Here is a 13,938-nt window from a genome sequence, read left to right as displayed (position 1 = left end):
GATCATGCTATTTTCATGGCTTAATAATCAAGGTTGGGGTTATTAGACTTCCTTATACTTTAAACATGGAATAGGGTAGGCAGGGTTGTAGTCGTTTACTAACGGTTGAATATGTAAGCGTATACTATCTCAAAGTGAACCATCGTAATGTCTGGATTGGTTATTACGACTAACATCATTTAGGGGGCAGAAAAATAATGAGAGCCGTATCAAAAGTGCTAGGAGCATGTCTCGTAACAAGTGTTGTGTTAGTTTCCGCCGGTTGCGGAAACGCTGGGGAGAATTCCGAATCAAATATGAGTGACCCCAACAGCCCAATCACATTTACCTTCTTCGGCGCAGATGCAAGTCCCAACTGGAACAAAATGCAGGATGCGGTAGGGAAGAAAATTACGGAAGAAACCGGTGTAAGTATTGATGCAGAATTCGATATTTCGAGCGGAGGCGGAAACGACCGCATTTCCCTGATGGCTGCCAGCGGCGATTATCCGGATTTGATCTTCCCAAAAGGTAACTTGACTAGACTCGTTGATGCCGGGGCAATGATTGATTTGACGGATCTGATCGAAGAACACGCCCCCAATTTGAAAAAGATCTACGGTGAGCACTTCAATCGGTTGAAATACAGCAATGATGATCCTTCAATCTATTGGATTCCAACGAACGGCGCAATCGATCAAGTTAGCTTCGATGCCACGAACGGTGCGGCTATTCAACATCGTGTAGTTAAGGAACTCGGGTATCCTGAGATCAAAACCTTAAACGATTTCGAAAATGTGCTACGTGACTTTTACGAGAAGAATCCGACAACAGAGGATGGCCAACCTACAATTCCACTGACGCTTAGTGCAGATGGATGGCGGCGAATGATCACTGTTACTGATCCCGCTGTCATGTCTACTGGAGGACCTGGAGATGGTGAGTATTTCATCAATCCGGACACCTACGAAGCCATTCTGCATTACAAACGTCCCGAGGAGAAGGAATATTTCCGGTGGTTGAACAAGATGTACAATGCAGGCTTGCTGGACAAGGACAGTTTTGTTCAGAAGGATGACCAATATAAGTCCAAAATCGCCAGTGGTCGCGTGTTATCCTTGCTTGATCCAAGCTGGGGATTCAGTGATGCGGAAAATGCGTTGAAAAGCGCAGGGAAAGACGATATGACCTACGGATTCTATCCGGTAACGTTAGATGACAGTTTTCAACGTAAAGATTTCCAGAATATCGGTTTTGATGGTTATGGCATTGGCATAACAGTCGATTGTGAAGATCCTGTCCGTGCCATCAAATTTTTGGATTGGATGTCTTCTGAAGAAGGGCAAGTATTGAGAAACTGGGGCGTTGAAGGCGAGCAATATAATGTGGAAAACGGTGTTCGCACCATCCCGGCCGATGTACAGGAACGTAAAAACAAAGACAATAATACATTCACCAAAGAAACCGGAGTAGGCTTGTATTACATTTTCGGTGCTCACTACGGGGATGGTGTCAAAGATTCAACGGATAACTACTATACAACGAATTATCCTGAACAGATTCAGCAAAGTTATTCTGATGAGGAGAAAGAAGCTTTGAAAGGTTATGGCATAACTACATGGAAGGACTTGTTCCCTTCCGAAGAAGAGTTTCCGGTGAAAGAGTGGGGCGCTGCTTACAATATGCCGATTCCTTCGGATAGCGGGGATTATAACGTTGTGTATCAGAAAACGCAGGATATTATTCAGAAACGGATCGCCGAAGCGATTACATCCTCTCCGAGTGCCTTTGAAGGCATATATGACAATATGATTACCGAACTTGATAATGCAGGTGCATTGGCCATGGAACAGCAGTATACGGAGTGGATTAAAGATCGCGTTCGATTGTGGACGGGTAAAGAGATCAATTAACTTGCGGATACGATCACAATAATGAATTGTTTGCAGATCCGAAGTATATCAAGAACTAAAAAACATCGAGCCATGCAGGATGGTTCGATGTTTTCAGTTTACATTTTACATTGAATGAACTTGTCATTATTGTGGTAATGCTTCAATTGCATCACGTCTTTGTTTGATATACTTACCGGGGGAGATGCCAACCATTTTGGTAAAACTGCGAATAAAATTGGCATAGTCACTAAAGCCCGATTGAAAGCATGCATCCGTAATACTCATTCCTTCTGACAGGTGGAATTTGGCCCGTTCAATACGACGACCCAAAATGTAGGAACGGATGGTCAATCCAGTATGCTTTTTGAACTGGCGGCTGATATAAGTACTGTTCATGTAGAACACTTCGGCAAGTTTGCGAAGCGTTATGTCTTGATTCAGATGTGTTTCAATATAATCCATGGTTTCACGAACCAGTTCAGGCATAATGTCATTGGGAACAAAGGAATTGTTATAAAACCAGACGTTAATCATGACCAACAATTGGGCTACGGCTGCATTTATTTTGATATCGGTGCCATAAGCATCGGAAGCAAGCAACCCTTCCAGTTCGTTTGTACATTGCAGCATCTGCTTCAAGTTATCGTCGTCTAGATGTACGATGTTGCCTGTTCCTTTGGGGCGATGGTCAAAACATGACGATAGATTGGTTGATGGTGTGGAAAGCTGAAACAGATATGTTTTTTTGAGATTGATTGTAATTCGTTCATACTCAGATTCATCCAGAATAAAGGCTCGGTGCATCTCCTCGGGTGACATCACAAGCAGATCACCAGGCTGTACATGGTAACATCGATTATCTACATAAAAGTGAACGTTTCCACGAAGAAACAGGTAGATTTCGTATGCATTATGGCGATGATAGATCGTTTCCAGCTTATACTTCGTTACGCTGTGCAGATATAAGAGCTCAGGCTGGATGGGATCATAAAAACACTCAGAGGATCCACTCATGAAGTACCTCCCGTCATTTCACGCAATAAATAGAGCGGTTAACGCAATGAAATTGTACTCAGCTTACCTTAAAATGTAATCATCCTATCATGATACCTTTTGTATTGCAAACGCTTTCTCGTAAAAAGACACAACTAAAAACGATTATAGGGGGATTCTCTTGATGAATCATCATTCTACACCACATGCTGGTGAGCAAAAGCAAGACCAAGCTGCCAATCTGGAGAGCATTCCAGGGGAGATTGGAAAGCTTCGTCCCAACGGTAACCCTCTGGTGGCCCACAAATTTGGAGCCGATCCCTATGCTTTAGTATTTAACAATCGAGTCTACTTATATATGACTAGTGATAAGCTGGAATATGATAAGGACGGTCTTCCTCAGAAAAACAGCTACAGTTCAATCAACCGGATTACGGTCATTTCATCGGATGACTTAATCAACTGGACCGATCATGGAGAGATCAGAGTTGCTGGTCCTCAAGGCGCAGCAACATGGGCTTCGCAATCCTGGGCCCCGGCAGCTGCTCATCGAATCTTGGATGGCAAGGACTGTTTCTTTCTTTATTTCGCCAACAATGCCAGTGGAATAGGTGTACTGTCTGCACCAACACCTGTAGGTCCGTGGATAGACCCTATAGGAAAAGCACTTATTACAAGAGAGACTCCGGGAGTGGAGGAAGTAACCTGGCTATTCGATCCGGCTGTCATTGTAGATGATGATCATCAGGCCTACATCTATTTCGGTGGTGGTATTCCACAGGGGAAAGCAGAAAGACCGGATACCGCAAGAGTGATGCGATTGGGAGACGATATGATCAGCGTTGTTGGCAAAGCGAAGGTTATTCAGGCGCCTTATATGTTTGAAGATTCAGGGATACATAAATATAATAATAGTTACTACTTTACGTATTGTTCCAATTTTATTGAGGGTGATCGGCCAGATGGCTGCCCACCACCTGGTGAGATTGCATATATGACCAGTGTTCAGCCAATGGGGCCATGGACATATCAGGGTACGTTACTCCAGAATCCTGGACACTTTTTTAATATTGGCGGCAACAATCACCATGCTATATTTCAACTATCGGATCAGTGGTACATTGCCTATCATGCCCAGACATTATGCCAAGCCATGAATATCCCAGAAGGTTACCGGTCAACACATCTTAATCGAGTCGAACATGATGAGGCCACTGGTAAGATCAAGAAGGTACATGCCGATTATCAGGGCGTAGATCAAATCAAGTGCTTCGATCCCTATGGGCGGGTAAGCGGTTCGACGATTGGATGGAGTAGCGGAGTATCAACAGAGCAATATTTTGACTCTGGTGAGATGTCTGCATCAGATTCGAATATGATCTCCGCTAAGATGCATAATGACAGCTGGATAGCTATATCCAAGGTCGACTTTGAAAGTGAAGGACCTACAAGCTTCACAGCCACGATTGCGAATCAAGGAACCGAAGGTACGTTAGAACTTCGACTTGATCGTACAGACGGACTGTTAATTGGAGAAATCATTGTTCCACCTGCAACCGAATATCTTCAATGGATGGAACTAACAACGAATGTTACGGGTGCGAAAGGTGTGCAAGACTTGTATATTAAGCTTAAAAGTTCAACAGACAGCCCAACCATCCTTTTAAGAGAATGGAAGTTTAATAGACAAAATGAGGTGTAATTAAAGCATGTATCCGAATCCGATTATTTGGGCCGATTACCCGGATCTTGATGTTATTCGTGTAGATGACACATATTATATGGTCAGTACAACCATGCATATGATGCCGGGATGTGTCATCCTGCGTTCATATGATCTGATCCATTGGGAAGTAGCCACATATGTATACGACACATTGGACGATACACCTGCCCAACGGCTGGTGGATGGTCATCACGTTTATAGTAAAGGCATGTGGGCTGCATCACTCCGCTATCATCAAGGAATGTTCTATGTGATCTTTGTTGCGAATGATACCCGTAAGACATACTTGTATACGTCGACCTCCATCTCGGGAGTGTGGAAGAAACAGATCGTGGAAGGGTTTTACCATGATTGCTCCTTATTTTTTGACGATGATGAGCGAGCATATCTCGTGTACGGTAATACCGAGATCTATCTGACCGAATTAAGCTCTGATCTGTCCGGGCCCAAACCTGGTGGAGTGCATCGCTTGATTGTAAAAGACGAGCAGCCTCATCACCTTGGTTATGAAGGAGCACATTTTTACAAGATCAATGGTAAATATATTGTGTTCCTGATTCATATAACAAAAGCTTCCGGACGGAGAACACAGGCGTTTTATATGGCAGATTCACTGGAAGATGTCTTCACTGGTGGAGAAGTATTCAATGACGATATGGATTATTTCAATTCAGGTGTTGCTCAGGGCGGTATCGTGGATACGCCGGATGGAGACTGGTATGCAATGCTGTTTCAGGATCATGGGGCTGTTGGCCGGGTTCCTGTTTTGGTTCCGCTACACTTTGATCAAGGTATACCGGTCTTTGCAAGCAAAGCGCCGAAGCAGATTGATATCCCGAGCACGAGACCAGAGCACCGTTATAACCCGTTAGTGGGTAGCGACAGTTTCAATTATGAACCCGAGGAAGATGGAAGCATCCGCCTCCGTGATTTTTGGCAATGGAATCATACACCTAATCATGAACTTTGGTCCGTTACAGAGAAATCGGGGGTGTATCGTGTTCGAACGGGACAGATCAGCCCAAATCTGACGTTTGCGGTCAACACACTAACCCAGCGTTCAATGGGGCCCGCTTGCGAAGCAATAGTTACGCTTGACGGCAGTCGGCTGAATGATGGGGATTATGCCGGTTTGTGCTTTCTGATCGGTTCGTACGGTATGATCGCTCTTACGAAGCAGGATAGCAAGTTTTACTTGGTCATGCATGCCAGAGATAGTGAGGATTCCACCATATTTGGCAATCTGATCGACCAGAAGCCAGCCACTGAACATGAACGTATCCCGGTATCAGATCCAGTAGTTAAACTAAAAGCATTCGGAAATTTTGAGAACAATCTGGATGAGTGCTCTTTTGCCTATTTCGATGGAACTGAATGGAGAGATATAGGGATTGTACACAAAATGATATATAAACTGGATCATTTTATGGGTTGTCGAACGGGGTTGTTTGTATATTCAACTGAAATAGCTGGAGGAACAGCTGACTTTTCGAATTTTGAATATCGTATGATTAATCCTGATGAGAAACAATAAAGATACGAAAAGCCGCCCAATGGCGGCTTTTCGTATTCAATGAGTACAAGTTGTTGTACAATGATATGGATTAAAGTTGACAGAGAGAAGAGAGTTGTTCAAACCGAACTGGGGGCATGTCGTCATGTATAAGAGATGTCTGGACGTAACAAGATGGACCTTCATTCTGTTCCTTGCTGTATCCATACCAGCAGGTCATACCGAAGGTAATAGCAAACAACATCATCCGCAGCAAGATGGGCAGCAGATCCAACTTCCCGCTACGTTTGAGAGGTATTCTCCTCCCATCGTGGTCTCTTTTGTCAGGGAAACGGGAGATGACCTTGAGCGCATGATTAGTCAGTTACCTGGTGAGACGATACTGGATAATCGATGGACTCGTTTGTATGAGAAAGAGCTAGGTATTCAAATTCACTATGACTGGACTGCTAATGGAGATGTATACAATCAGAAGTTGGGTGTATCCCTCGCTGCAGGACGTTTTCCAGATGTGGTGAAAGTTAATCCATATCAACTTAGACAACTGAGCAATGCTGGAATGATCGAAGATTTAACCCATGTGTACCAAGAGTATGCTTCCCCACTTACAAAGAGTATATTGGAGGCGGAGGGAAGAGGCGCATTTGATGCGGCAACCATTGATGGCAAACTCATGGCTATTCCCGAATCATCTTCCTCCATTGAGACAGCGCAGTACCTGTGGATTAGAACCGATTGGTTGGAGCAACTGGGGCTACGGCCGCCTGAAACGATGGAAGAGCTTCTCCAGGTTTCGAAAGCGTTTACAGAGGAGGACCCCGACGGGAACGGAGAGCATGATACGTATGGACTTGCGCTAACAAACCATCTATGGGATCCAGTTATGGGAGCTGCAGGGTTCATGTCTGGCTACGGTGCCTACCCTAATATATGGGTTAAAGATGCAGAAGGAAACCTCACTTATGGAGGTATACAGCCTGAAGTTCGGGAGGCTCTGAAAGTACTGCAAACGTTGTATCGTGAAGGCCAACTTGATCCGGATTTTGGTTATAAAAGTGGAAACAAGGCGTTTCGTCTAGTTCAAGATGGAAAAATAGGGATGCTTTACGGCGAACAGTGGACATCCTTTATGCTTCAGAGCACCCGTGATAAAGAAACAGATATAGATGTAGAATGGCAGGCATATCCCATTGTTGCCAAGTCGGACCGGAGCCTGTTCGTACCGCTACGTTCCAACACTGGGCAATACTTTGCTGTAAAAAAGCGGTTCTCTAATCCGGAAGTTGTTGTAAAGCTCATGAATCTGCATCTGGACATCAACTGGGGGGATCAGGCACAGTATGAAACATACTACAATGACGACTCCCGAGCTGTGTGGATGCTTTCACCGGTAACTCCTTTTCCCGGTAATAAAAATATAGATGCATACAAACAAATTCGTGATGCCAGAAGTACAGGAGACTTCTCGGCTCTGCAGAATGAAGCTCTCGCCATTCACAAACGCATTGTCGCCTATGAGTTGGAAGATGTAGAGAGCGGCTGGGGCTGGAAACAAACCTATGGGCCTTCGGGTGCTTTTAGCATTGCAGATTCTTACGAGAAGAACGGCCAACTTCTCTATGATCAATTCACGGGCGGAATTACGGACACAATGGTTGATCGACAAATTATTCTTCGGGATCTTCAGCTTGAAGCCTATATGAACATTATTCTAGGCAGGTCGATAGATGAGTTTGATCAATTCGTTGAGAACTGGCGCAAGCTGGGGGGAGATCAGATCACATCGGAGGTTAACGCGTGGTTTCGCGCCAGCAAGCCAAAGGAGCGCTAATGTTCACTTTATTCTTACAAGGAACCCACTCAGCCTTTGGCATTGGAGGTGAATGCATTGATCAAGATCCCTGCTAAATCATGGTTTAACAGTATATTTGCGCGATTAATAATCACCTATCTGGTATTTGTACTCCCCCTTATTCTTCTTGGCGTGTATCTGTATCATTGGAGTTATGACAATGCAAGTCAGGAAATATCGTTGTCAACGGAAAGACGGTTGAACCAATATGTGGTGGAATTGAACAGAGAGATAGAATGGATGGAATTACAGCAGTTTGATATCGTTGAGGATCGAAAACTCAATCGTCTAGCCATTCTCTGGGACATGATGGATCAGGTTGAGCGGCGTGATACATTAAATTACCTGACTGAACGACTCGCTTCATTCAAGAATAGCACTGCTTATATCAAAAACGTTCATGTACATATCCCTTCTGTTGGCAAAAGTATATCCGCGATCCAAGGCATCGATGATTTCGATAAAAGTTCTTACCTATATTTCAGTTCAGGCATGCAAGGAAAAGGTACACGTTTCACTGTGAAAGAGGACGCCTTGAACTTAAGTGCCGTCAGGCTGACAGGCACGAGAGGAGAACCCCCGCTTTTTGTCATTCAAGTGGAGCTGGATACATACCATTTTCAGAATGAACTCACACGGCTTAATTTGTACCCGGAGAGTTCAACTTTTCTGATTGAGGACAAAACGGGGCATGCCATCACAGATAAACATCAAGCTAGTGTTATTCTCGCGAATTACCGTGAGCACAGTGTAAAGGGTACACTTGATGGCTTTCGGATGAAGGTGGGTGACACCATGTACCATGTTAGTCAGTTGCATATGGACTCCCTGGGCTTATCCGTAGCTACATATCTACCCGAGGCAATTGTTACGAAGCCACTTAGCAAGTTCTATCATTGGGCTTGGCTGTTTGCAATTACATCATTTGTTGCCATCACGGCGTATCTCTATTCAAGTTACAAGTTGATTCATATCCCGTTGCTGTTGTTGGTGAAAAGATTCAAAAAAATGGAGGGAGGCATGCTTGATGTCCCCATTGCGCATAACCGAAAGGATGAATTCGGCTTCCTCTACACCCGTTTCAATCTAATGATTGAAAATCTTCAATCCCTTATCGATCGAGATTTTAAGAAAACATTGATGATGCAGCGGGCCGAGTTGAAACAGCTTCAATCGCAGATTAATCCTCATTTTCTGTACAATAGCTTCTTTATTCTGAATTCACTGGCAAGGACAGGAGAAACCGAACGTATTGAGCAATTCACCAACATGCTCGGAGAGTATTTCAGGTTCATTACGAGGAATGAAACAGATCATGTGAAGTTGAAAGTGGAAGTTGAGCATTCACGAATCTATACAGAGATTCAACAATTACGATTCTCCAGACGAATCAAAGTTGATTTTGGGTCACTACCTACTGAGATGGAACATATTAAAGTTCCCAGACTCATTATTCAACCTATTATTGAGAATGCCTACGAACACAGCCTTGAAAAGAATACGGACTCCGGTCTTCTAATTATTGGGTTTAATATGGAAGGTGCATATGCCGAGATCACCGTAGAGGATAATGGAAATGAGCTGGAAGAGCAACACATTCAAACTCTTCAACAACGCTTGCATAAGGACGGAGGTACAGACGAAATGACCGCGTTAATAAATATTCATCGACGTCTGGTCCTGACGTATGGAGAAGGAAGTGGGCTTTTTCTATCCAGAAGTGAACTGCAAGGGTTAAAAGTCACAATTCGAATCCAGTGGAAAGAGGGGGAAAACGAATGTATCGACTTTTGATTGTAGATGACGAGGAGATTATTACGGATAGTCTCTATGAAACGTTCGCCAGACATATACCCGAACAGCTTGATGTATGTAAGGCCTACTCTGCAACAGAAGCATTGTCCTGGATGCAACGTTCGAGAATTGACATTGTTCTAACGGACATCCGTATGCCGGGTATGAGTGGGTTGGAACTGACAGAGCGGATTCAAGCCAGTTGGCCGAATTGTCGTGTCATTTTTCTGACAGGACATAGCGATTTTGATTATGCATATCAAGCTTTTCAGATGGCTAATGTGCGTTATTTGCTCAAAACGGAAGGTTATGACAAGGTGATGTCTGTTGTAGAAGATGTGATGGAAGAGATCCGGCAAAGTCACAGCATGGTTGAGTTGTTGGAACATTCTCATAAAGTCAATTCGCAGCTTGCACTGATACAGCAAAAAGAGTATTTGCGGAAGTTACTTCAAGACTGTACGGCGGTTATAGATTCTACTATGGATATGCAGGACGAATTATCCAAACGAGATATAAGATTACAGAACAACTCACCTGTGTATCTCATACTGGGTCGGTTCAATAATTTGCCAGAAAAAGGTTCGGACCTCACACAAGTCCAAGAATCTGTGCGCATTATCGGCTCTTCTCTGATGAATGAGCGTACAGTGTGCGCAAGTGTAACGGACCATTATGGGGATACGATCTGGCTGCTTCAGCCGAAGCAGGAGGAAGAGATGACAAATGATAAACTTGTGCGATTTCTAGAAGGTACACTGGAACTGGTACAGGAAGCATGCATGGTCTCACTCGGCGTATCCATTGCTTTTTCATTAAGTAGTCGCAGTTGCAATTGGTCCGAGTTAACCAAACAATATGAACGTCTGAGATTACTCCAGTGGATGAAAATTGGGGATGGTGTATCCATGGTACTCACGGACCATCGTAATGATCTCTCATCTGATGTACCCAAAGAATCCATGCGGATCTCAAACCGGATCGAGATTATGTCAGGATATTTGGAAACAGGACGAATTCAGCCATTTTACGATATATTTGAGGAGCTTGCAGGAGAACTGATGCAACAGGATATTACGATGGAACGTGCCATGGAGACATACTACAATCTGGCCTTATTATTGCATTCAACGATCAATCGTTGGGGCCTTCAACAGAAAATCCCGGATCAACGAAGCTTGCTGCACTTAGGGGAGTATACCTGCATGAAGGATGCAGTACAATTTCTATATCGTGCTGCCGATGAATTAGTACGCTACAAAAGATCAAATGAACAGGAACGCGCTAACGTTGTCATTCATTCCTTATGCAGTTACGTCAAGGAGAACCTGGAGAAAGATCTCTCTCTGGTGAGACTGGCAGAACTTCATCATTTTAATCCATCCTATCTGTCGCGATTCTTTAAGCAGGAAATGGGAATAAACGTGTCAGAGTTCATTGACGACTGCCGAATACGGAAAGCCAAAGAATTGCTTCAGAACACAAATCTTATGGTGCGTGAGGTCGCACTTCAAGTGGGGTACGAGGCTGCCCATTCATTTACCCGACTTTTTAAGAAAATAACGGGAATGACTCCCCAAGAATACCGGGAATCCCTTTTGGTACGTTAACGGTGAATACTCTGGAATTGACCAAACCCAAACAACCACAAAAAAACGCAGGAAGTAGAATACATCCTGCGTTTTTTTGTGGTTATTATCTAATTGATAAACAAACCGATTCGGCGATCCACCTTTAGGCCGTGTGGATTTTTTGTCTTCTATAAGCATTGGGACTCGATCCGGCATACGCTTTGAACTTTTTATAGAACCAATCAATATCCTTATAACCTACCTCAATAGCAATCTCATATATTCGCAGATTCGTGGAAGACAACAACTGCTGTGCCTTTTCCATACGTTGCTGGAGCATATAATCATTGAAAGACATCTTCTCTTCCAGCTTGAACTTCTGTCCAAGGTACGCACAGTTAAAATGAAGCATGTCAGAGATCTTCTTCAGCGTGATTTCATCACTCAGATGATCCCGTACATAGGCCTTAACGATACGAATAACATGACTGGAGTGCATGGGTTTACCGTTCATTTGAACGGGTGTTTTGAAGAACGACGACGTTTTGTGTGCCGGGTCGGTTTCAAGGTGGGATCTAAGTCCATGCAGACTGTTAAGTAAAGAAGAAGGACTAACAGGATGCGGGAGATAATCATTTACCTGATACGTCAGGGCTTTGCGTACAAACCTGAAGTGATCTCTTCCACCCATCAGGAGGATAGGTATCTGACTTTTTTTTCGGATGTCATTGCATAACCAGAGCCCCGCGGTATCAAACCTCTCTGTATGTACCATAACAAGGGAAAAGTCTCGTTCTGACAATGCGGTCAAAGCCTCGGCCGATGAGAACACACAATTTGCGATAGTATATTGAGCTTTGCTCCGTAGCAACATCTGTTGCAACTCTCCGCACAAACGACGGCTGAAATCCACAAGTAAAATATCATACATGAAGCAATACCTCACCTTCTGCTGAATTGTAATGCGCTAGATTAACTGAAATTTGACTTAATTTCATTATGGTAATAAAAGAAAGCGCATACAATGTGCATATTTTTGTAGACAGTGCATTTCTTTACCAATTAAAACCTATAATGCACTTTGCTCGTGCAAAATTACGCAAATCTATATTCAGCCCGGGTAAACATCTGTATTTCGGCAGGTTGTTTGCGCTTTCATTTGAACGATACACTGTGATAGCAAACGACAATCAGGGGGGAAGACGATGAGAAAACACAAGTTCATGCTACTGAGCCTGGTATTTGCGGTCTTGTTGGTGATTGCTGCATGCAGTTCTGCACCTACCGCTCAACCCGAGCCGGAAAAGACAACACCACAGGAGGAACAAAAACCCGCGGAAACCGAGCCAAAGAATGAAAACTCCACGCCAGAAATGGACTTTGACATGGGTGGCAGAACGATCAAGGTTGTTGCTTGGTGGGACATGGAAATACAGGGGAACAACCCGGACAACATTCAACGTCTTGAGAATCTCGAAGCGCTGAAGAAAAAACACAACTTTAATATTGAATATGTTTCCATCGATTTTGGTGAATATCAGGAAAAAGTAGTTGCTTCCCTGATGGCCGGTGAACCGCTTGGCGATCTGGTGAGACTGGGCAAAAACTATGCCATTCCGGCATTGACCAAACAGGATCTGTTATGGCCGGTGGATGATTATATTAAAAACGACAAGGTATTCAACCAGAAAACAACCAAGGAATACATGCAGTATGAAGGCAAAGGTTACGGCTTTACCGAGGACCAGTCCTCGTTTATCAACGGGATTTTCTATAATCGCACACTCATGCAAGAGCTCGGCTTGAAGCCACTTCAGGAGTATGTGGATGCCGATGAATGGAACTGGGATACGTTTATCAGCGTTGCCAAGCAAGCGAACAAAGATCGAAACAATGATGGCAAGCTAGACACTTGGGGACTCGCTCAAACGGGCTTGCTGGAACCGATTCTGTATTCCAACGAGGCTTCTCTGACCAAAGAGGATAAGCAGAACCTGGAAGATCCAAAAACGAAAGAAGCGTTGAACTTCCTGTCCAAACTGGCTACCGAGAAGGTCGGCAGAGCTTCTGAGGGCGGCGATTGGACAGAGCCATCCACGTTCTTCCGTCAAGGCAACACCTTGATGTATTCAGGTGCCATGTACGAAGTTGAAGGTATTATGACGGATATGAAGGACTACGATATTGGTTTTGTACCGTTTCCAAAAGGTCCAAGTGCAACAGCGTATCACTCCGGTGAGTCACGTTACCAAGCTATAACAATTCCAAAAGCGGTAGAGAATCCGGAACAACTGATGTACATCTGGGAGAAAATTAATGAGATCGAATCGATCTATGAGTATCCGGGACAATCCACACTGGAGACACATCTGACCGATGAAGCAGATATCAACAACGCCAGAGAGGTTGCGGAAGGTATGTTGGTTCTCGACCATAACACATTCCCGTCCTTGCCCTTCTGGGATTTTGATGGGGAACTCAAAGAAGGGGTATCCGTATCTACGCTGATCGAGAAATACAAGGCTCCTTTCCAGGCTGCGATTGATGAGGTTTACAAATAAGTATCACGTTACACGGGCAGAACGCACCAATGAAGGTGCGGTCTGTCCGGGTTA

General features: G+C 44.1%; 9 protein-coding genes. 7 read left to right on the top strand and 2 right to left on the bottom strand.

Annotation, left to right across the window (positions count from 1 at the left end; all coding sequences use genetic code 11):
* The first annotated feature begins 197 nt into the window (after positions 1-197).
* Positions 198-1,892, top strand: coding sequence for an ABC transporter substrate-binding protein (locus C170_RS26395; RefSeq protein ID WP_036615933.1), 1,695 nt, complete (start codon positions 198-200; stop codon positions 1,890-1,892).
* A 126-nt stretch (positions 1,893-2,018) separates the two neighbouring features.
* Here C170_RS26395 and C170_RS26390 read toward each other — a convergent pair whose 3' ends face one another.
* Complete coding sequence (locus C170_RS26390) at positions 2,019-2,888, bottom strand: AraC family transcriptional regulator (protein ID WP_036615931.1); 870 nt, start codon at positions 2,886-2,888, stop codon at positions 2,019-2,021.
* Positions 2,889-3,051: 163 nt separating this feature from the next.
* Between C170_RS26390 and C170_RS26385 the strand changes: the two genes are divergently transcribed.
* From C170_RS26385 to C170_RS26365, 5 genes are all read left to right on the top strand, one after another.
* Positions 3,052-4,569: a glycoside hydrolase family 43 protein gene (locus C170_RS26385; RefSeq protein ID WP_036615929.1), complete on the top strand. Its 1,518-nt coding sequence runs from the start codon at positions 3,052-3,054 to the stop codon at positions 4,567-4,569.
* A 7-nt stretch (positions 4,570-4,576) separates the two neighbouring features.
* Complete coding sequence (locus tag C170_RS26380) at positions 4,577-6,127, top strand: glycoside hydrolase family 43 protein (protein ID WP_036615927.1); 1,551 nt, start codon at positions 4,577-4,579, stop codon at positions 6,125-6,127.
* 124 nt (positions 6,128-6,251) lie between these two features.
* Positions 6,252-7,937 carry an extracellular solute-binding protein gene (locus C170_RS26375; RefSeq protein ID WP_036615925.1) on the top strand — a complete coding sequence of 562 codons (1,686 nt, stop codon included), beginning with the start codon at positions 6,252-6,254 and terminating at the stop codon, positions 7,935-7,937.
* A gap of 57 nt (positions 7,938-7,994) precedes the next feature.
* A complete protein-coding gene (locus C170_RS26370; protein ID WP_036615921.1) occupies positions 7,995-9,752 on the top strand; it encodes a sensor histidine kinase in 1,758 nt (585 codons plus the stop codon).
* Positions 9,737-11,362, top strand: a complete 1,626-nt coding sequence (locus C170_RS26365; protein ID WP_036615918.1) for a response regulator — start codon at positions 9,737-9,739, stop codon at positions 11,360-11,362. Before C170_RS26370 ends, C170_RS26365 begins: the two co-directional genes overlap by 16 nt.
* Positions 11,363-11,486: 124 nt before the next feature.
* Here the strand turns inward: C170_RS26365 and C170_RS26360 are convergent, their stop codons facing one another.
* On the bottom strand, positions 11,487-12,254 hold the full coding sequence (locus tag C170_RS26360; RefSeq protein ID WP_036615915.1) for a helix-turn-helix domain-containing protein: 768 nt from the start codon (positions 12,252-12,254) through the stop codon (positions 11,487-11,489).
* A 274-nt stretch (positions 12,255-12,528) separates the two neighbouring features.
* On the opposite strand from C170_RS26360, the gene C170_RS26355 reads away from it, so the two are divergent.
* Positions 12,529-13,884, top strand: coding sequence for an extracellular solute-binding protein (locus tag C170_RS26355; protein ID WP_036615912.1), 1,356 nt, complete (start codon positions 12,529-12,531; stop codon positions 13,882-13,884).
* Positions 13,885-13,938 lie beyond the last annotated feature (54 nt).

Origin of the sequence: Paenibacillus sp. FSL H7-689 (genome assembly GCF_000517905.1) — a bacterium.
GTDB classification, from domain to species: domain Bacteria; phylum Bacillota; class Bacilli; order Paenibacillales; family Paenibacillaceae; genus Paenibacillus; species Paenibacillus amylolyticus.
This window is presented reverse-complemented; position numbering and strand designations above follow the sequence as displayed.

Coding starts and splice junctions, on each gene's coding strand:
- C170_RS26395 (WP_036615933.1), top strand. CDS start 198: ATGAGAGCCGTATCAAAAGTGCTAGGAGCATGTCTCGTAACAAGTGTT.
- C170_RS26390 (WP_036615931.1), bottom strand. CDS start 2,888: ATGAGTGGATCCTCTGAGTGTTTTTATGATCCCATCCAGCCTGAGCTC.
- C170_RS26385 (WP_036615929.1), top strand. CDS start 3,052: ATGAATCATCATTCTACACCACATGCTGGTGAGCAAAAGCAAGACCAA.
- C170_RS26380 (WP_036615927.1), top strand. CDS start 4,577: ATGTATCCGAATCCGATTATTTGGGCCGATTACCCGGATCTTGATGTT.
- C170_RS26375 (WP_036615925.1), top strand. CDS start 6,252: ATGTATAAGAGATGTCTGGACGTAACAAGATGGACCTTCATTCTGTTC.
- C170_RS26365 (WP_036615918.1), top strand. CDS start 9,737: ATGTATCGACTTTTGATTGTAGATGACGAGGAGATTATTACGGATAGT.
- C170_RS26360 (WP_036615915.1), bottom strand. CDS start 12,254: ATGTATGATATTTTACTTGTGGATTTCAGCCGTCGTTTGTGCGGAGAG.
- C170_RS26355 (WP_036615912.1), top strand. CDS start 12,529: ATGAGAAAACACAAGTTCATGCTACTGAGCCTGGTATTTGCGGTCTTG.